Below are 18,380 nucleotides of genomic sequence, written 5' to 3' on the forward strand. Positions count from 1 at the left end.
TCACATAAATTCCACTTATTCCACGATGTTATATGCATGACGCTTGAAACGAGATATCCCCCTATGAGGGGCCAGCATAGTATCCCTCCTTCCTTCCAAAATCCGGCCCTGACTCTTTAAAAAGCTTACGATACAGCAACGCCACTGCTCCCGCAATGGCGTTGTGCACTTATGTGACCTGGATCACATACGCGATGACGCTTTTTAATAGTGATGCAGATCACACTACCGCCTGAGAAATCCTTTTCATCTTTGCTGTACAATTAAAAACTACAAAAATGAAAAATCAAAAATTTGACATCGTAAATACCCAAAGCAATATTGACTGGGTGGGCAAAAAGGTAACCGGGGCACACAATGGTACCATTGCCATAAAAGAAGGTGAGATCATTTTGAATGAGGGCCAGCTCACCGGTGGTAAATTCATTATCGATACCACCTCTATCAAAATACTGGACGTAACTGATCCCGCCACCAATGCGCAATTCGCTGGTCACCTGGCTTCTGATGACTTCTTCTCTATTGACACCTACCCGGAAGCATCGCTGGAAATCACGTCTGTTGCCGGCAATCATGTGACTGGCGCGCTGACCATCAAAGGGATTACTCATCCTGTTGAATTTGATGCAACGCTCCAGGTAAACGGCGACCTGTTAACCGCCACCGGCAAACTGATCATTGATCGCACCAAATACGGGATAAGATTCCGCTCAGGGAATTTCTTCAGGGATTTGGGCGATACCCTGATCTACAACGATTTTGAATTAAACATCAACATCACCGCCAAAGCTGCATAAGCAGTGGCCGGCACAAAAATTTAAACCATGCCCTACGTTAAAATAGAAGTAACCCGGGAAGGTGTAACCAAACAACAAAAACAGGCACTGATCAAAGGGATAACCAATCTGATCACTGAAGTGTTAAATAAAGATCCCCTGTTAACCCATGTGGTGATCCAGGAAATTGACCTGGATGACTGGGGATACGCCGGAGAACAAGTGTCTGTACTGAGAGAAAAAGGTATAACCGCCGATAAAAAATAATAGTATGAAAAAGCTGACAGTAATAGTAACCGGCGCCTCCTCTGGCATCGGTAAAGAAATAGCCCGTCATTTCCTCGAAAACGGCGACAACGTAATCATCAATTCTTCCACCACCGAAAAGCTCGCGCAGGTGTACCAGGAGCTGGGTGCAGGCCCCAACCTGGCCATGGTAGCAGGCACTGTGGCAAATAAAAGCACCGGCGACAGGCTTTTGGCAACCGCCATAGAAAAATTTGGCGCGGTAGACGTGCTGGTAAACAACGCCGGCATCTATGAAACCAGACCATTCCTAGAGGTAGATGAAGCCTATCTCGACCGGTTCCTGAATACAAACCTGAAAGGTACCTTCTTTACCACCCAGGCTATTATTCCGCAGATGCTCAAACAGCATAATGGTGTAGTGATCAATATCGGTACGCCCTTAGTAAACCATGCACTTGGTGGCGGTCCTTCTACAGCACCGATTTCCTCCAAAGGAGCGATCCATGCACTTACCCTGCAACTGGCAGCGGAATTCGGAAAACACAATATAAGAGTGAATACCATTGCCCCTGGTGTGATACGCACACCTATGCACGGTGAGCATGCGGACCAAAGCGCGGGCCTACACCTGCTCAACCGGGTAGGCGAAGTAACAGACATCGCACAAATGGTATATACCGTTTCCAGGAGTAACTTTATCAGCGGCGCCATCATCAATGTAGACGGTGGTATGGCAGCTGGTCATCATCTGAATTAATATGAAAACACACTTATTGACGGCTTTTCTATCACTGGCATTTTTGGTAGCAAAAGCGCAAAACCCAAAGAAAATGGACACTCATCAACAAGATTCAGCAGCCATCACCCAGGCCCTGGAAGATTACTACTTCAAGGGGCTCTATAACGGAGATATCAGCACCCTGCGCAAAATTCTATATCCAGGCACCTTATTATTCGGGGATATTAAAGGGCAGCCTTACGCCAAAACACTTGAACAATACCTGGATGGTGTGGCGCATCGTCAGCCCCCTAAGGACTCCGGAAAGCCCTTTAAAGGAACGACCTTATCGGTTGATGTGATCAACTCCATCGCATTTGCCAAAGTCAATATCAAAATGTATGATTTCAATTATTACGATCTGCTTTCGTTTCACAAAATTGATAACCGCTGGGTGATCGTGAACAAAATGCTGACTGACGTGACGGAATAAATTAAACACCTTAACATTTAAGTGATGAACACTTCAAAAGTATGGTTTGTAACCGGCGCCTCCCAGGGACTGGGACTCAGCCTTGTGAAAGAGCTGCTCGATAACGGATACCAGGTGGCGGCCACCTCCAGGAATGCACATCAGCTAAGCCAGGCTGTTGGCTTAATAGACCGGGAGCGCTTTCTTCCATTGGCGGTAGATTTGAATAACACGGACTGTATCAGTGATGCTATTCAACAAACACTGTCGGCATTCGGGCGCATCAATGTAGTGGTGAACAACGCCGGCTATGGCATGGTGGGAACAGTGGAGGAAATACCGGAACAGGAGGTGAAGAACATCTTCAATACAAACGTACTGGCCATCATCAATGTAACCAAAAGTATCCTGCCGGTCATGCGCCGCCAGCGATCAGGTTATATCCTCAATATCGGCTCTGTAGCCGGGTTTTCGGGCGCCCATGGCTGGTCCGTTTATGCGGCCACTAAAGCAGCGGTGGCGGCATTTTCTGAAGTGATCGCACTGGATGTAAAAGAATTTGGCATTAAAGTCACCGTAGTGGAGCCCTCCGGTTTCCGGACCGGCTTCCTGACACCAACCTCCCTTGCGTTAAACGCCTCCGGGATCGAGGGATACGAGGCCGTAAAAAATACGCAGGAACGTTACCTGTCCATGAACGGCCAACAGGCAGGTGATCCGGATCGGGCTGCCCGGATTTTCATAGAGCTGGCAGAAAACCCCGAGCCCCCCATGCACCTGTTCCTGGGAAAAGATGCTTATAACAGGGCATCAGAAAAACTGTCGGCCATGTCGGCAGAACTGGAACAGTGGAAATCAGTTACCATCAAAGCCGACTTTCCATCATAAGCAGCGATGCAAGCCGGGTACCAGGTTTGCATCAACGCCAGGCCAATAATAATTTTCTATCTGAAAATCTTTAACTTTAAAAAAGTAGTATGAAATACCACTTATATGGCAATAGACGCTAAAGATATTTTAAAGACTCATATAGATAGAATGAGCGTGCTTCCGCAGGAGCAGTTTGATTATTTCTTCTCTCATTTTAAAAGCCAGCATTTTAAAAAAGGACAGGCCATCATTACGGAAGGTGCCCAGGTAGATGGCGAATACTTCGTGATCTCCGGTTGTTTAAAATCTTTCTTCATCAATGACGATCTGAAAATGTTTATCCTGCAGTTTGCCATGCCCACCTGGTGGACCTCTGATTATAATGCGTTATACAATCACACCAATGCCACTATCAACGTTGACTGTATTACCGATGCAGAAGTGCTTTGTCTTACGAATAGTGACCGGGAAAAACTATGTAGTGAAATTCATGCAGTGGAACATTTTTTCCGGTGGCGGACCAATAAAGGATATGTGGCCTCTCAAAAAAGATTGTTGTCTTTGATGAATAATAATGTGAAACAACGGTATGAAGAGTTGTTAAAACTCTATCCCGAACTTTATAATATGGTTCCTAAAAAACTGATCGCTGCTTATCTCGGTGTTTCAAGAGAAACGCTCAGCCGGTTGTATAATGATTGAGCAGTAACCGGCACCTATAAACACTCCCGCGAATGTGATGCAGGTCACACCATCACCCCGATTTTCCTTCCGTACTTTGTCGTGTAATAAATTTAGCATTATGTGGTATCAAACAAAAGCATCGGACATGCTGGGTATTGAATATCCTGTTCTACAGGGGCCATTCGGCGGAAACCTGTCTTCTGTGAAACTGGTATCTACCGTCTCCAACGCCGGCGGACTCGGTGGTTATGGCGCCTATACATTAAGTCCGCAGGAAATCATTCAGATAGATCAACAAATAAAAGCAGCTACCAATAAGCCTTACAATATCAATCTGTGGATATCGGATACTGATGTACAGGAGGACACCGTTTCAGATGACCGGTTTAAACAAGTCCGGACTTTATTCAAACCTTACTTTGATGAGTTGGGCATCCCATTGCCGGAAAAACCGCCACCGTTCAAATCCCGTTTTGAAAACCAGGTAGATGTTATCCTGTATCAGAAACCACCTGTATTCAGCTTTGTGTTTGGCATCCCATCGGCAGACATCCTGGAACAGTGCCACCGGCTCGGCATCGTTACCATTGGAGCTGCCACTACACTTGATGAAGCCATCGCACTGGAATCAGCGGGAGTAGATCTCATCATTGCCTCGGGTTTTGAAGCCGGGGGACATCGCCCGTCATTCCTTGCATCCGCCGAATCATCTACCATGGGAACATTTGTATTGATCCAGGTCATCAGGGAAAAAGTAAAAATACCGGTGATCGCTGCGGGCGGCATTGCCAATGGCAAAGGTGTTGCAGCCGCACTTGCGCTCGGCGCAGATGCGGTGCAAATAGGCACCGCTTTCCTGGCCTGCGAAGAGTCCAATGCGACCGCTATTCATAAGCAAATGCTGTTTTCAGAGGCTGCACGGCACACCACCTTATCACGATCGTTTACAGGAAGACTTGGCAGAGGAATCGCCAATCGCATCGCGGAAGAGTTAATGTATACCGAAAATGGATTTCTCCCTTTCCCACTTCAAACCCAATTCATATCGCATGTAAGAAAGGAAGCTATCGCACAGGAAAAATGGGATATGATCTATTTCTGGGGCGGACAGATAGCGCCGGTATTAAAACATACAAAGGCGGCTGATCTGATGAAAAGCATACAGGAAGAAACGACCGCCTACTTCGATCAGCTGAAAAAATAATTACCATTAAAAGGAAAGGAAGGTTGGAATTTTCACCTGTCGAAGGCGAGCCATAGTATTGGAATAACATTCATTTCACCATAAAAGTTCAGTCAAAAAAATATATTTTTTCAGGTGAAGGAAATTGCAAAAGCTCCTATATATTTGAGCAGCTTTCAATCATTTCTTTCCAACTTTTATGATTCCAGCAACTAGAGAAACTGCCGTGAAACATGCACTGCATGCTACATTTGGCGTAAATGAATTTGAAGACATCCGTCAACTGACTACCGGACTTTCCACTGCACTTGTTTTTCGGATACTCGTTTTGGGAAAACCATATTTGCTCCGCATCATTACCCGTACGGATCCTATGGGTGATCCCACGCATGAATATGCCTGCATGCAGGCCGCTGCAGAAGCGGGTATTGCGCCAAAGGTACTGTACACAAACATCACCGATAGAATCGCCATCACCGGTTTCGTGGAAACAACACCGTTCCCGCTGGAGGAAGCGAGAATAAAGCTGCCTGATTTACTGAAGCGGTTGCATTCGCTGCCGCCCTTTCCTTTCCGGGTAAATTACCTGGATGCTGCCGATGGCTTCTTTAAAAAATTTCAGGCAGCCAACATCCTCCCGGAGCAGATGACGGCAGAACTATTCCGTCAGTATGCCAGGCTAATAAGTATTTATCCCCGCAACGCTCAGGACATGGTAGCTTGTCACAATGATCTGAAGCCGGAAAACATCCTTTTCGATGGAAACAAGGTATGGCTGGTGGACTGGGAAGCCGCGTTCCTGAACGATCGCTACCTGGACCTCGCCATTGTTGCCAACTTTGTGGTTACCAACGAGCAGGAAGAAAAAGAATATCTTACCACCTATTTTGGTGAAGGGTTAAACGAATATCATCATGCCCGCTTCTTTCTAATGTCCCAGTTACTTCACCTGTTTTACTTTACGTATTTCCTGTTAATATGCTCCAATGCAGGTGTGTCCATTGATCCGGGCCAGGTTCCGGCAGATTTCAAAACATTTCACGATGGTATCCGGGCAGGTGAAATAAGTTTGGCAGACAGTGACGCCAGGCAACAGTATGCGTTTGTTCATATGGAAAGGTTGCTGCATAATTTACAGCTGAAACGATGGGAGGATTCATTGCAGCTGGTGGCTAATTACCAATGGCTTTAATAAGATGATTACAAAGAAGGGAAAAATATTTAGTTTTAGCCTTTTCCGGGGATTTCCTCCGATGAACATCATCGTTAAAAGAAATCGAAATGAAACAACCCATTGCCATTGTTATCTTTTTGCTAACCAGTCTCTGCTCCTGTAAACCCAGGAAGGCCATTGAATTTAAAGCCGTTATTGATCAGAAAGAACATGCAGCACTCAATATCCTGGTGACCGAAGGAGGGCCGGGCGAAGAGAAATTAAACTGCCTGATAAAAAACGATTTCAAAGGAGCCTACCGCGCTATAGATAAAGAAGAACAGGCATTTAATCAAATCATTAAGGAGATAACCGCCTTGTCGACAGATGGAATCAGCCAGGGAGCTGAACTAAAAACAGCCGCCTTGAATTTTTATACCAGCCTCAGAGATTTGCAACTGTTCGACCGGCAGGAAATTGCGGCGCAGGAAGCTTCCCACGATACAAACCCTGAAAAAATAAAAAACGCACAGGACCAACAAATAAAGCTGAGTGAAGAAAAGCTGAAGATGAACGGGGAGGTTCGTGAAAAAAATGATTTACTTCATAAAGCCGGTGAGGAATTTAACAAAGCCCATGATTTATGATATAGAAAATGCGTTGACAAATAAAAAAAGCAGCCTGGCAAATAATATTGCCAGGCTGCTTTTTTTTGATACTGATAGATCAGGACCTTAAGCGATCATAAAGCATTTATTTCTTTACTGCTTTCAGGCTGAAACCAATTTCAACATCTTTGCTGATCATCCAGTTTTCAGGGCTGCCTTCAGTTTTGTAGCTGATACCCCAGGCTGATCTGTCAATTACAAATTTTGCATTTGCAGTAACGTCGTTTGCGCCAACAGTGATTTGTGCAGGGAAAGTGATGTTCAGGGTGCTGTCTTTCAAGGTCAGGTTGCCGCTGATAAGATTGGTAGCGCCGGCAAGCAGGCTTTTCTGCTTGGTGCTGTCATAAGCAGCTACACCTGTGATAACGAATTTAGCCGTTGGATACTTCGCCACGTCGAAGAAATCAGGGCTTTTCAGGTGACCTTCCAGATCAGCAGCCTTTTTATCAGGCTCAGTAACAGAAGCCGGATCCGCAGCCAGTGTAGCCAGGTTTACGTCAAAGCTACCACCGGTAACAGCGCCGTTTTCAACGTTGAGGCTACCATCTGCTACTTTGATAGTGCCAAAGCGTGGAGCAAATCCACCTTTGTGAGTAGCGCGCCATTGAACAGCTGTAGTTGTAGTGTCAATTGCATAAGCTGTGCCCGCGGCCACAGCTGCTTCTTTTTTGTCTTCGGTCTTCGCCTGATCGGTCGAAGCACCACCACATGCTGCCAATGTGAGCAGCAGGATAAAAGCAGGAACTGTTTGCTTCATAAATTTCAATTAAGTAGTATATATAAGTCCACGAAATTAATGCATTGGACCTATTCAACGATGCAACACATCGAAATATGTCAATATTATAACAATTCATGTATATACATATGACGTATATACAAGCCATCCCTATAGCATAATGACTGAATTGATCGTTGACACCTCTTTATAATATGAAATTACTTCTTCTTCATCCTTAACGGGCACCACTACAGTAAATGACTTATATTTTCCTCCGGATGACTCAGTGGTGGTAATTTTTGCCTGAACATCCGCAAACATCGCCATCAGCTCCGCTATCTTATCCTCGTCTGCCTTAATAATGAACTTAAAGGTATATTCAGTGGGGAATACAATTGACTGCTGTAACAATGAACGAAAATTTTCATATGGATCTCCGCTTAAGTTGGCATTTCCATTTTCACCTGTAGACATATTAATACTATTTATCAATTTTGTTTAACTAAATAATCCTGCAAAATAGCGCCCTTTTTCCAAAATCTCCCAACTGCCTTCCGCTATTTCTGATTCGAGTTCATGGAGGTCCCAGCCACAATACCCGATGAATAATCTCATATCTTTTTCTGTTATGGTTTTATTATTCATGTGCATTACCGCCGCCTTAAAGTCGCCTCCAAGGTAGATATTATCCGCTACCAGCTCCCCTCCCGTTATTAATTCGGGCCGCCGATGCACAAAATAAAGGTGTTCCCGGTCTACCGGACCTCCGTCATATATCGGAAACGGAATGCTGTACCTGAACTCTTCCAGTTCGTTAAACTTACGGGGAAACTCCTTGTTGACCACAAACCCCATCGCTCCTTTGTCATTATACTCCGTGATAAATAAGATCGCTTTTTCAAAAAAGCTATCATCCAATAGCGATGTGCTGCTGATAAATATTCCTGCATTCATAATCTGGTAAAAGCTGTAGTGTAGGGAATGGTTAGTTGTTAGGCCACGGGATGTGAAAAGGAAACTCCCCTCCCGCTTTCAGCAGTTTATGCCTTTTGCTTTATCTTTTGAAGATGATTTAATCCCCAGTTAACCAGGCTTTCCGTAACGGGAAAAACACTCTGGCCATAAGCGGTGATGGCATACTGCACAGTAATTGGCTTGGTATCCAACACCGTACGGGAAACAAGCAGGTTGATTTCCAGATCCTGTAATTCCTTTGACAACATTTTGGCAGATATGCCCTCTACACCACGCTGGATTTTTTTGAACGTATTGATTTCATCCATGTGAATGTTCAGATGGCGCATAATCCTCAATTTCCATTTCCCACCCAATACTTCCAGGCTGTCGCGGATGGCATTTAACTCCTGTTCGCAGGTAGCTTCCTGTTTATGTTGATCTTCCATTTTTATTGATCGGTTAACAAAAGGTTACTAGTTACCATTAGTTAACCAATAACTAAAGTAAACTATTTGATGCTAATTTTGAGCAGTTACCAATCCATAAATCAAAAAAGCAAATGAAAAAATTGGATTACTACGTATTAGACGTATTTACCGACCAGCGATATAAGGGCAATCAGCTCTCCGTAGTAAATATCGAAAACGAGCTTACTATCGAACAATACCATGATATTTCCCGTGAATTCGGCTACTCAGAAACTTCTTTCGTGCATTATTCAACAGCACAAAATGCTTTCAAAGTGCGGTCATTTACGCCCGCCAGATTTGAAGTAGCCGGTGCCGGCCATAACCTGCTGGGCKCGGTTTGTCTTGCGCTATTAAAAAAATGGGATATTTTCAAAGGCCAGGGAGAACAACCCTGGGTATTGATAAAAGACACAAAGATTCCACTGCGCATTACGGAAGAAAACGGATTGCCTTATGTGGCCATGAAACAAAGCCCCGCAGCAATCATCCGCACCGTTCCCATCGATATCATTTCCGCCGCTGTTGGATTAAGCATCAATGACCTTTCCCTGAACGACTGGCCCATTAATGTGGTACAAACAGAGGTCCCTCATTTAATGGTTCCTGTAAAAGATGCCGCAGTTCTTCAAAAAGCCATTTCACATAAATCTTTATTAAAAGGAATCTCAGAGGAATTTGGCTTTGAAGGCTGCTACTTATTTACTACCCATCCTTCAAATGATAAATACCTCGCGGAAGCAAGATTTTTTAATCCGGGAATGGGTATTGATGAAGACCCGGCTACAGGTACCGCTGCGGGACCATTGGCAGGATATCTTGCGATGCTGGGCCATATCCCCAAAGACCAGCATTTCCTGATCCTCCAGGGAGAATATGTGGAACATCCTTCTACCATCCGCGTTCAGGTAGTAGAAGATGGTATCTGGGTGAGTGGATCTTCTACCATTGTAATGGAAGGACAGATTTATATATAACCACGGGTAAGCTGAATATTGAAATTAAAAGGTCGTCTCCTGCAAATGAGACGACCTTTTACGATATGGTATTAAAATAGCGAAAAGAGAAATAAAGCAACAGCTGCTATTTACGGGAATACAGCCGGTAAAATTTAACGCCGTTCGCATAGTCATCCAATTGCGCGGTGTAAAAGAGATTCCCCTGTTTGTCCTGCCCGATCATCCGTGTTCCGGGTTCACTAAAATATATCTCTTTAGCAGGGCCTGTAATTTTATCCTGTGAAGGCACAGCGGTGAGTAGCCCCATCTCCGTTCCTGCATAACAATACATGGTCTTGCTTGCCAGGTTAATGGCAGCAATAGAATTGCTGTTGATGACCAACAGATCTCCATCGGGCGTATATAAAAAATTGCTTAAATAGTTGGTATTGGCCAAACCGAAATAGGGAAAAAACGCTGGGTCATGAATACCGGTTACAGCCGAAGTATCGTAGGAAAAGAAATGATATGGCGGTGAGGTAAACCCGGTAATCGCCTGGATTTCATCGTGCTCCAGGTCATAAGACGCAAAGCTATACTGCATGCTCAGGTTTATCTGATTATTACAGAAAGCCAACTTTCCATCCGGGCTGATCACGTAATCAAAAGTCATCTGCACCGAAAATCCCGGGATATTGTACGGCGAAGGCCCCATCCACAGATCTTCCTGTTTGAAAAGAGATTTTACAGTGCCCCCGGCATCCACCCGGCAGAGATTAGAATATACCGACGGTTGACCTATAAGATAGGAAGATGGCCCCAGACCATTCTTATACCAATTGAATTCATTGACATGATCCGTTCCGGCGGTTGAATAATTATTGACAAAATACACGGCCCCATTAACATCTGTTTTCAACACAGCAGCTACTATCTTCAAGCCACCTACAGCCCCTTCAAACGGACCGCCATTTTCATTGATCGTAACAGGGCCTTTGGTTACCAGGGTACGATTAAGGGTGGTGACTTTTCTGGTGGCGAGATCCATTTTGCACAATCTGAAAATGTAAGAAGTGGCCGATTCGGGAACTTCCTCCGCCACTTCCGCGGAAAAAGTAAGTGTGCTCCCATCATAGGCTACCACATTGCCTGCTATCATTTTTATCGTGAAGAGAAGGCCATTTCCCTGGAATTTATCTCCTGCATTTATCAGGTTGATGATCTTTCCTCCTCTGTAAACATCTATCTCCATCTGGTTACCAAAATAAATGGCGCCATCAGCGGTAACACTGTAATTATTGATCATAGGTAAACCATTGTTACGATAAAAATCAGCGTTATGAGGTTTCCAGTTGACCAGCTGCTCTACATACAAAGTAGTATCAGTACGATGCATACTACCAGAGAACTGCCGGATGGAGATGTCCGGCGCCTGCAGCGTTTGACCATTTGCAATAATGCTTAGCGGAATATGAGCACCTGATCCCATGTCTTTAGTAATGACGAAACGCAGTACATCCAGGTATTCTGTCTTTTTTGTATAACTGTTAATACCATGTGGCAGCAGGTATTTTTCCAGTGGTTGTATCGTTTGGTTACCCACCCGGATCTGCGAACCGGGTCTGTCCACAAAAAATTTCCCGACCAACGTCAGTGTATCTCCTATCAGATAGGAACGTTGTAAGCCCTTGTACAAGCCCTTGCCGATGCTCTCCAACTGAATTTCACCCGTAATCAGGTAAGGATAATCATTCACCTCTTTAGCATATTCTTCTGTTTTTTTACAGGAAAAAAGCAATGCCACCAGCAATAATAAAAGGCAGGTCCGGCAGAGAAAATTGTGTATGAATAGCATGATGTTAATTTAAAAGTTGATGATTGAAACGGTTTTACCTGACCTGCGTCAACGCCACTTTGAGACTTGCGTCAAAGCTGAGGTAACTGCCACTCGCCGGATCTACGAATCCCTGGGCGTTCTCATACCCTTTTACCACAATGTTGTAAGCACCTCCGGGTGTAGTCAGCAGTGTAGTGCTAAGTATAGGCTCACCTGGTGTTTCCGGATGATAAAAGCGGATACGCAAAGTATCCGGGCCGTTGACTGGCATAGGAATAAAACCAGCCACATCTCCGTATTGAAAAGAAGATGGAAAGCCGGCAGGCGCGTGTCCGTTGATAGTAAGGTATATCTTTCCCGCATCCGGGCTCAGGTCCAGTACGCGCAGATGGATGGCATCACTTTGCACATTCACTTCATCAGACAGCTTCCAGGTACGGAACTCCCCCAGGTTATCCGCAAAATACACTGTCATGGGCGCTCCATGCCGGGAAACCACCGTATCTTTTACGAGTACACGATGCACGCTGGTATCCATGAGCAACAACTGATGCGTGCCGGGTGTAATACGAATATAACTAAGCCACGGCTGTGGATGATTTGCGTAGTAAGACTGATTAGGAAACTGGCTGATATAATTCCCCGTGGCAAAACGTGAGATAGTCACTGAACCTACTGTGTCTTTTGTATCTATGAACACATAGCTGGACTTGTAATTATTACGCAATTGCAGCCGCACATATTCCGAAGCATTGTAAAATCCGATCTGTGCATCCACGGGTTGCAGATCATCCTGATGACGACAGGCAGAAAGTAATAACAGGACTGCGATCACAGCTATTCTTATACTTGTATAAATGAAATTCATTGGACTCATTTTTTTTAAGCGCCTTTAAAAAGCATACGTTAATGCCAATAAGAAATATCGACCGGGCTTGTACCGGTTATAGATATTGTCTCCCTTGTAGTAGGTTGCCCCGGTGTTGTTCTGCACCGGATATTCTTTGTTGTAATGCTGATCGTAACCATAGTCTTCCACAATACGGTATTCTTTATCCAACAGATTTTGTATGCTGAATTTCACTTTCAGTGATTTGATAATACGCTGGGTAATGGACAGATCCAGCAGATGCATGGGCAACTGTAACAGATCCGGGCGTGTGCTGGTAAACTCGAGCGTATCCTGTTTGGTATACATCACATCTTTGGAGGCGGATGATTTGGCATAGATCACCGGACCACTTACGTTATAGGTAAGACCAATCTTGGTACCTGTAGCCGGGTGTTCATAAAAAAGCCCCATGTTGAATACGTAAGGCGCCTGTCCCTGTAAAGGTCTTCCGGATACAACAAGTGTATCCCTGCCTGCTACAGGATTATAGTGATTGGTAATGATGCGCCGTGTACTGCTCTTTACCAGGGTACCATTCAACACAACGCTCAGTCGCTTGGAAAAGGAACCACCCAGGAAAGACAGGCTTTTCTTTATTTCTGCTTCCAATCCGTATACCCTGGCATCTTTCGCGTTTGCAAAACTGATGCTGGTAAAGCCCAGGCCATCTGCATATCCACTTTTCTCTGACCGTATACGCTCTATCGGATCCTGTAGTTTTTTGTAGAATACCCCCAGACTGAAGGTTTCCTGTTGCTCTGCATTACGTGGATAATATTCAAGTCGCAGATCATAGTTATCTATCGTAGCGGTCACCACATGTTCATCTCCCTTGATCAGTTCATTATTTACAAAATCAAAATCATTATACGGTGTAAGTTCGCGGAACTCGGGCCGGTTTACCGTGCGCCCCCACCCTGTGCGGATTACATAACTACTGGTTGGACGGTAGCTGAAATTCACAGAAGGTAAGACGGATGTTTTAGGATGATCTATGTATACCAGGTTGATAGCTCCATTATCGGAAGCCGTGGCACCAGATAGTTGCTGCCGGTCATATTCTATTCGTACACCACCATTCAGCGTAAGTTTTTCATCCGGTGTTTTCCATTCTGTCATTCCATAGAAAGCGTTATACTGCTCACTGGCCACATACTTATCTACCGGGCTGGTGGCATCATATAACTGCAATCCACTCTTATTTTCCGGGAAGTAGGTGGTACTCCATACATTGCTCAGATCCTGCAAATGAAAATTGATCAGCGCCGGATTGCTTACACCATATCCCTGAGGCCATCCGCCGGAAGCACCTTCATTAGAGGGTATACTTACCTCTCCGGTCGCCAGTCCTGCCCTGTTCACGCGCAAAAAGCGGCGGCTTACATTGCGCTGCTTGAACGACTGAAAGGTACCTGCCCTCAACAGCCATTGATTGGATGCATGAAAAGTATAATCAACGGCACCATTGAATAAATGCTCATTGTTTTTTACATAAAGCCGGGAGATCATACCTAGGAAAGCTTCTTTTTCCGCACTATTGGAGCCATTCGCTGTATAACTCAGTCCGGGGGCATCAAAGGGCAGCTGGCCGGCAGAAGTCTGAAAACGGCTGATGCGTTGATCGGGTACATTCTGCTGGTTGTAGGTGTACCCCAGGTTCCAGTCCAGTCGCTGCTGATAGCGCCTGCCCCAGTCATGAATGCCACCCAGGTTACCGGAATACAATATGCGTTGCTGAAAAGAGAGCAGGATGTTTTTTTGCCTGTTGGCGGAAAACAAAGCAGTATCTGCGCGGGGCGTAACATTCGCCTGCAGATCATTGATGCTGCTGGCTCTACGGCCATCATTCACAAAGAAATTTTTGAATTGCAGGGTATGATGGGGACTTAGTTTCAGCGTCAGGTTCTCCAGCAGGTTGATTTTCCCGGTTTCCATACTCTGTGCAGAGTGTCCCCGCTGGTTATTGCCACCTATGTTCTGGTCTTCCCTCGCGGTTCCGAAAGCATCAGTATTACCCGTTTGCCGGTATACGTCAAAACTGGTGGTTTCTTTTGTGTAGGTAATGGAGCTCAGGTTATACAGCCACGCCTTCCCGAGGTGAAAGCCATTATAGTAGTTGAAGAATAACTGCATATCCGGCGTGCTGGTCATTTTTTGTGTAGTCAGCGTGGACGTAAATGACTTCAGCATGTCGGCCTGTGAAATATTTCCCGCGCTTTTATCCGATTGGAAATAGGCCGGTGAAAAGCCCGGCAGCTTACGGGTACCATCATCAAAGCCCAGCCAATCCAGCTTACCGCCTTTGTAGCTGTTGATGTCTGTCATGGTGGAACCCGGGCGATGGGCCAGCTGTATACCAATATCGATATGCCTTACCGGCACCGCGTTTTTCGTATATACTTTTACGGCAGCACCGGCAAATTCACCGTTCAGATCAGGACGTGGCGATTTGTACACCAGTATCTTGTCTATAATGCTGCTTGGCAACAGGTCGTATGCAAATGCCTTGCTGTACATTTCTGTAGAAGGTGCCAGGTTATCGTTCAGGTAAGTAAGGTTATAGCGTTCGTTCATGCCGCGTACTACAATAAAACGATTATCCACCACCGTTACACCTGATATCCGCTTCACTATTTCCGCAGCATTGCGGTCGGATGTGCGGTTGATCATTTCGTTGGAGATGCCCGACACGACACCGGTTGCTCCCCGCAACTCCGTCAGCAGTTCTCTTTCTGTAGAATGTGTAACGGATTTTACTTTGCGGGGGCCGGATTGTATCACCACTTCATCCAGGTTTTTTCCTGCCTGCATTTTAATGTCGGTGACCGTTTCCCGGTCTTCCTGCAGATGTATACCGGGTATCGTTTTCTTCTGATAACCGGTGTAGGTAATTACTAAAGAATAAATGCCTGCGGGCACTTTTTTGAACTGATAGAATCCTTTTTCATCTGATATCACGGTTTGCCCTACCTCCGGAATACTCACGGTGGCGCCGGGCAATGGTTGCGCGCTTTCAAAATCAACGATACGGCCTTTTGCTCCGCCATTACCTGCGGGCTTAGTCTGTTGGCTGTGCAACCTAACAGTAACGCCTATATTATTATTCAACAGGGTATATTCCAGCCCTGCTTTTTCCTGTAGTGCTGTCAGGGCCTTTCCCAAAGGAATCTGTTTCCAGTGAATGTCCTGTACGGTAATGGCCGACAACCTGTTTTTATCATAAGAAAAAACATAGCTGGTTTGTTTTTGCAGACTGGCAATTATATCGGCTACGGTGATCCTGTCTGACTGCAGGGTTACATCACCTGCAAGTCTGGCCACCTGGGCAGAAAGCCTGGTTGTTGACAGGCATAGCAATAGCAGCAGCAACAGATGCTGGCAGATGGGGCGGTGGCGCCTCCATCCGGAGAATACGTTCATCATGTATGTGTTGTTTGAATCTTTAGCTACAAGAAGCTGGTGGTAACTCAGGAGTGTATAATGATCTCCTTATCCGGTCCTATTTTATAAGATAACTGGTAAATAAATAACAGGTGATGTAATACCTGCTGCCAGGTTTCGTCCTGCCGGTACAAAGCCGTTACTGTTTTATTTTGCAGCAGCGCGGGAGCAGCCTGTATCCGGATACCATAGTAGGCCGCCAGTTTAGGCAGTGCTTCCGACAGCGGCAGCTGGTTAAAGACCAGGTTGCCTTTCATCCAGGCACCTACATCTGCTATCCCTATTTTGCTGACCGGAATATGACCGCCCTGGTGGTCGGCTGTCAGCATTTCCCCCGGCTGCAGGATCACAGCCACGGTGTCGGTTGATGCCTGCCGGGCCGCCTGATGCTGTACCTTTACGCTACCTTTCACCAAACTGATATATACTGCACGCTGTCCGGGTGTATTATCAATATTGAAGGCGGTACCCAGCACCAGCGTTTGTACGTTACCGGTAGTAACCCTGAAAGGATGCGCTTCATCATGGGCAACATCAAAATAACCTTCACCCTGCAAACGTACTTCCCGGCTGTTGCTATAATCTTTCCGGATATAGAGTACCGCCTGTTTGTTGAGCCATATCCTGGTCTGATCCGGCAGGGTAAGCACCTTTACACCGGCCGATGTATTGGCGATGCTGTCCCACACAGCCGGGATCTGCCCCATTTCTGATCCGGCCCTCTTATGCCGGGGCAGATACAGTAACAAGCTGGAGATACCTGCAATCAGCACTGAAGCGGCGGCCCAGCGAACGGCATAGTTACGCAACGAATATATCCGCCTGCCTGATGGCAGCATTTCCTGCAGCCTCGCCTGTAAGCGTATAGCCATTTCCGTTGGAATGCCTTCTTCACCCGCAACATCGGCAGTATCTGCCTGAAACAAGGCAGCTAATTCATCGCTGTTGGCTTGTTGCAACCAGGTGTCGAGCGCTTCCAGCTCCTCCCGGGAGGCAGTGGCGTCCTGATATTTTTTCCAGATCGATACAGGCGGCTTCATCTGTTGATTGTTTATTTACTATCATCCGGATGTAATTACCCGGTGCTTTCCAATAAACTGTCGTTATGAATCGTTTTCCGCCAATGTTCAATGTGAACTTATTGTTAACAGAATACAGATGTGGAGGGGAATGCTATAGTTTTGTTGCCGCAACTGCCCTATCTATGTCCAGGAACGAAGAAGCAGCATTCTTACAAGTATTTGAAACTACCCGGGACGGACTATACCGGATTTTCCGGAAGCAAATCCAGGATGAATATCAGGTGGAAGACCTGATACAGGAATGTTATCTCGAATTGTGGAAGAAATGGGAAGGACTACAGGATCCTGTTAATTATGTGTTCGGCATTGCTTATAATATGGTGAAAGTATATCACCGGAAAAAAATACGTACAGCCATCGCCGTGATAGAGCTTCCTGCAGATGCGGACAACAGGCCAGGAGAAATGAACCCGGAACAACAATACCAGTTCAAGGAAACACAACAGCTGTTACAACAAGGCATGCAGCTTTTAACACCAGAAAAAAGAGTCGCCTTTCACCTCATCAAAGAAGAAGAAAAATCTTACCGGGAAGCAGCTCAATTACTGAATGTACCAGTAAGCACACTGGAGAAACGCGTTTCCGGCAGCTTACGGGCATTACGAAAAATGCTGACTTTTTTTTGCTGATGATATCTCTCCAACCACCAATAAACGATAGTTATCAGGGAGATAATATCTCCCTCCCCTACTTCAGCATAACAGCCAGCTGCTGCAATTTCTCCTCCGGATCTCCTCTTTCGAAATATACATAAACGTGATAACGTTCATAATAAAAATCGCTCTCATCTTCCTCATAATAGCGACTATTCTCCGGACCATGTAAATTTTTCTCTCCTAATCTTTTGGCTACCGTGTGATAGTTATCCTGTAACTGCAAACCAAAAGGCAGTTGAACAACAGGCGTATCCAGTAATTCGGGCTTAAAAAATGCTACCCGGGTTAAATAAAGCGGGCCATTTCCAACGCGATTTTTAATCCGGTGATCTTCCGGAGAAAAAATGGTACGTCCTTCCGGATCTGCTTTCTTTAGTGCAGCTGCTGCTTCCGGACGATCCCGGTCAAATGTAAAACCTATCCCCTGCTTAAAGCGGGGATTCAAATATTTACTTACTTTCTTCTGCGGCAACTGTGGATCCGGCAACTGCTGAATATCCAGATCATGTGCCTGCAGAAAGGCCATAAAATCAGGGTGATCCACGCTATACCCTAAAAAGGATAACAACTCTTTTCCTTTCATAATACTGAATTTACATAAAAGGCTTTGAGTAAC

Annotated in this window: 20 protein-coding genes; 11 read left to right on the top strand and 9 right to left on the bottom strand. The window is 45.5% G+C overall.

All coding sequences use genetic code 11. The features are described 5' to 3' along the window. Positions 1-278: 278 nt before the first annotated feature. The 9 genes from AC1DCV_RS06230 to AC1DCV_RS06270 all read left to right on the top strand — a co-directional run bounded on the left by AC1DCV_RS06230 (position 279) and on the right by AC1DCV_RS06270 (position 6,752). Entirely contained in the window at positions 279-797 is a 519-nt protein-coding gene (locus AC1DCV_RS06230; RefSeq protein WP_477022373.1) for a YceI family protein, read from the top strand. Between the two features lie 27 nt (positions 798-824). After that, positions 825-1,043, top strand: coding sequence for a tautomerase family protein (locus tag AC1DCV_RS06235; protein WP_477022374.1), 219 nt, complete (start codon positions 825-827; stop codon positions 1,041-1,043). A 4-nt stretch (positions 1,044-1,047) separates the two neighbouring features. Continuing rightward, positions 1,048-1,782, top strand: coding sequence for an SDR family NAD(P)-dependent oxidoreductase (locus AC1DCV_RS06240; RefSeq protein WP_477022375.1), 735 nt, complete (start codon positions 1,048-1,050; stop codon positions 1,780-1,782). Position 1,783: 1 nt separating this feature from the next. Continuing rightward, positions 1,784-2,236 carry a nuclear transport factor 2 family protein gene (locus tag AC1DCV_RS06245; protein WP_477022376.1) on the top strand — a complete coding sequence of 151 codons (453 nt, stop codon included), beginning with the start codon at positions 1,784-1,786 and terminating at the stop codon, positions 2,234-2,236. Between the two features lie 24 nt (positions 2,237-2,260). After that, positions 2,261-3,103 carry an SDR family NAD(P)-dependent oxidoreductase gene (locus tag AC1DCV_RS06250; protein ID WP_477022377.1) on the top strand — a complete coding sequence of 281 codons (843 nt, stop codon included), beginning with the start codon at positions 2,261-2,263 and terminating at the stop codon, positions 3,101-3,103. Between the two features lie 105 nt (positions 3,104-3,208). Then, on the top strand, positions 3,209-3,787 hold the full coding sequence (locus AC1DCV_RS06255) for a Crp/Fnr family transcriptional regulator (RefSeq protein WP_477022378.1): 579 nt from the start codon (positions 3,209-3,211) through the stop codon (positions 3,785-3,787). Between the two features lie 100 nt (positions 3,788-3,887). After that, complete coding sequence (locus AC1DCV_RS06260) at positions 3,888-4,973, top strand: NAD(P)H-dependent flavin oxidoreductase (RefSeq protein ID WP_477022379.1); 1,086 nt, start codon at positions 3,888-3,890, stop codon at positions 4,971-4,973. Between the two features lie 178 nt (positions 4,974-5,151). Continuing rightward, positions 5,152-6,144, top strand: a complete 993-nt coding sequence (locus AC1DCV_RS06265) for a phosphotransferase (RefSeq protein WP_477022380.1) — start codon at positions 5,152-5,154, stop codon at positions 6,142-6,144. A gap of 89 nt (positions 6,145-6,233) precedes the next feature. Continuing rightward, positions 6,234-6,752, top strand: coding sequence for a hypothetical protein (locus AC1DCV_RS06270; RefSeq protein WP_477022381.1), 519 nt, complete (start codon positions 6,234-6,236; stop codon positions 6,750-6,752). A 106-nt stretch (positions 6,753-6,858) separates the two neighbouring features. Here the strand turns inward: AC1DCV_RS06270 and AC1DCV_RS06275 are convergent, their stop codons facing one another. From AC1DCV_RS06275 to AC1DCV_RS06290, 4 genes are all read right to left on the bottom strand, one after another. Next, the gene (locus AC1DCV_RS06275; RefSeq protein WP_477022382.1) at positions 6,859-7,530 is read right to left on the bottom strand and encodes a YceI family protein; all 672 of its coding nucleotides are present in this window, start codon (positions 7,528-7,530) and stop codon (positions 6,859-6,861) included. 132 nt (positions 7,531-7,662) lie between these two features. Next, the gene (locus tag AC1DCV_RS06280; RefSeq protein WP_477022383.1) at positions 7,663-7,968 is read right to left on the bottom strand and encodes a DUF493 domain-containing protein; all 306 of its coding nucleotides are present in this window, start codon (positions 7,966-7,968) and stop codon (positions 7,663-7,665) included. Positions 7,969-7,992: 24 nt separating this feature from the next. Continuing rightward, entirely contained in the window at positions 7,993-8,448 is a 456-nt protein-coding gene (locus AC1DCV_RS06285) for a YqgE/AlgH family protein (RefSeq protein WP_477022384.1), read from the bottom strand. 86 nt (positions 8,449-8,534) lie between these two features. Beyond that, positions 8,535-8,897: a winged helix-turn-helix transcriptional regulator gene (locus AC1DCV_RS06290; protein ID WP_477022385.1), complete on the bottom strand. Its 363-nt coding sequence runs from the start codon at positions 8,895-8,897 to the stop codon at positions 8,535-8,537. Positions 8,898-9,010: 113 nt separating this feature from the next. On the opposite strand from AC1DCV_RS06290, the gene AC1DCV_RS06295 reads away from it, so the two are divergent. Next, the gene (locus tag AC1DCV_RS06295) at positions 9,011-9,895 is read left to right on the top strand and encodes a PhzF family phenazine biosynthesis protein (RefSeq protein ID WP_477022386.1); all 885 of its coding nucleotides are present in this window, start codon (positions 9,011-9,013) and stop codon (positions 9,893-9,895) included. Positions 9,896-10,001: 106 nt separating this feature from the next. On the opposite strand, the gene AC1DCV_RS06300 is transcribed toward AC1DCV_RS06295, so the two are convergent. The 4 genes from AC1DCV_RS06300 to AC1DCV_RS06315 are packed head-to-tail and all read right to left on the bottom strand — an operon-like array spanning position 10,002 to position 17,066. After that, on the bottom strand, positions 10,002-11,711 hold the full coding sequence (locus AC1DCV_RS06300; protein ID WP_477022387.1) for a hypothetical protein: 1,710 nt from the start codon (positions 11,709-11,711) through the stop codon (positions 10,002-10,004). Positions 11,712-11,745: 34 nt separating this feature from the next. After that, positions 11,746-12,561 (bottom strand): hypothetical protein, encoded by an 816-nt coding sequence (locus AC1DCV_RS06305; RefSeq protein WP_477022388.1) that lies wholly within the window; start codon positions 12,559-12,561, stop codon positions 11,746-11,748. A 24-nt stretch (positions 12,562-12,585) separates the two neighbouring features. Then, positions 12,586-16,008, bottom strand: a complete 3,423-nt coding sequence (locus AC1DCV_RS06310; protein ID WP_477022389.1) for a TonB-dependent receptor — start codon at positions 16,006-16,008, stop codon at positions 12,586-12,588. A 44-nt stretch (positions 16,009-16,052) separates the two neighbouring features. Then, on the bottom strand, positions 16,053-17,066 hold the full coding sequence (locus AC1DCV_RS06315) for a FecR family protein (RefSeq protein ID WP_477022390.1): 1,014 nt from the start codon (positions 17,064-17,066) through the stop codon (positions 16,053-16,055). Between the two features lie 164 nt (positions 17,067-17,230). Here AC1DCV_RS06315 and AC1DCV_RS06320 point away from each other — a divergent pair, with 164 nt between their 5' ends. Continuing rightward, positions 17,231-17,737, top strand: a complete 507-nt coding sequence (locus AC1DCV_RS06320) for an RNA polymerase sigma factor (protein ID WP_477022391.1) — start codon at positions 17,231-17,233, stop codon at positions 17,735-17,737. 58 nt (positions 17,738-17,795) lie between these two features. On the opposite strand, the gene AC1DCV_RS06325 is transcribed toward AC1DCV_RS06320, so the two are convergent. Then, positions 17,796-18,347 carry a hypothetical protein gene (locus AC1DCV_RS06325; protein WP_477022392.1) on the bottom strand — a complete coding sequence of 184 codons (552 nt, stop codon included), beginning with the start codon at positions 18,345-18,347 and terminating at the stop codon, positions 17,796-17,798. Positions 18,348-18,380 lie beyond the last annotated feature (33 nt).

The organism is Chitinophaga sp. 10T418 (genome assembly GCF_056394125.1).

What these genes read in the sequence shown, in the direction of transcription:
- AC1DCV_RS06230 (WP_477022373.1), top strand. Translation starts at nt 279, where the DNA reads ATGAAAAATCAAAAATTTGACATCGTAAATACCCAAAGCAATATTGAC.
- AC1DCV_RS06235 (WP_477022374.1), top strand. Translation starts at nt 825, where the DNA reads ATGCCCTACGTTAAAATAGAAGTAACCCGGGAAGGTGTAACCAAACAA.
- AC1DCV_RS06240 (WP_477022375.1), top strand. Translation starts at nt 1,048, where the DNA reads ATGAAAAAGCTGACAGTAATAGTAACCGGCGCCTCCTCTGGCATCGGT.
- AC1DCV_RS06245 (WP_477022376.1), top strand. Translation starts at nt 1,784, where the DNA reads ATGAAAACACACTTATTGACGGCTTTTCTATCACTGGCATTTTTGGTA.
- AC1DCV_RS06250 (WP_477022377.1), top strand. Translation starts at nt 2,261, where the DNA reads ATGAACACTTCAAAAGTATGGTTTGTAACCGGCGCCTCCCAGGGACTG.
- AC1DCV_RS06255 (WP_477022378.1), top strand. Translation starts at nt 3,209, where the DNA reads ATGGCAATAGACGCTAAAGATATTTTAAAGACTCATATAGATAGAATG.
- AC1DCV_RS06260 (WP_477022379.1), top strand. Translation starts at nt 3,888, where the DNA reads ATGTGGTATCAAACAAAAGCATCGGACATGCTGGGTATTGAATATCCT.
- AC1DCV_RS06265 (WP_477022380.1), top strand. Translation starts at nt 5,152, where the DNA reads ATGATTCCAGCAACTAGAGAAACTGCCGTGAAACATGCACTGCATGCT.
- AC1DCV_RS06270 (WP_477022381.1), top strand. Translation starts at nt 6,234, where the DNA reads ATGAAACAACCCATTGCCATTGTTATCTTTTTGCTAACCAGTCTCTGC.
- AC1DCV_RS06275 (WP_477022382.1), bottom strand. Translation starts at nt 7,530, where the DNA reads ATGAAGCAAACAGTTCCTGCTTTTATCCTGCTGCTCACATTGGCAGCA.
- AC1DCV_RS06280 (WP_477022383.1), bottom strand. Translation starts at nt 7,968, where the DNA reads ATGTCTACAGGTGAAAATGGAAATGCCAACTTAAGCGGAGATCCATAT.
- AC1DCV_RS06285 (WP_477022384.1), bottom strand. Translation starts at nt 8,448, where the DNA reads ATGAATGCAGGAATATTTATCAGCAGCACATCGCTATTGGATGATAGC.
- AC1DCV_RS06290 (WP_477022385.1), bottom strand. Translation starts at nt 8,897, where the DNA reads ATGGAAGATCAACATAAACAGGAAGCTACCTGCGAACAGGAGTTAAAT.
- AC1DCV_RS06300 (WP_477022387.1), bottom strand. Translation starts at nt 11,711, where the DNA reads ATGCTATTCATACACAATTTTCTCTGCCGGACCTGCCTTTTATTATTG.
- AC1DCV_RS06305 (WP_477022388.1), bottom strand. Translation starts at nt 12,561, where the DNA reads ATGAATTTCATTTATACAAGTATAAGAATAGCTGTGATCGCAGTCCTG.
- AC1DCV_RS06310 (WP_477022389.1), bottom strand. Translation starts at nt 16,008, where the DNA reads ATGATGAACGTATTCTCCGGATGGAGGCGCCACCGCCCCATCTGCCAG.
- AC1DCV_RS06315 (WP_477022390.1), bottom strand. Translation starts at nt 17,066, where the DNA reads ATGAAGCCGCCTGTATCGATCTGGAAAAAATATCAGGACGCCACTGCC.
- AC1DCV_RS06320 (WP_477022391.1), top strand. Translation starts at nt 17,231, where the DNA reads ATGTCCAGGAACGAAGAAGCAGCATTCTTACAAGTATTTGAAACTACC.
- AC1DCV_RS06325 (WP_477022392.1), bottom strand. Translation starts at nt 18,347, where the DNA reads ATGAAAGGAAAAGAGTTGTTATCCTTTTTAGGGTATAGCGTGGATCAC.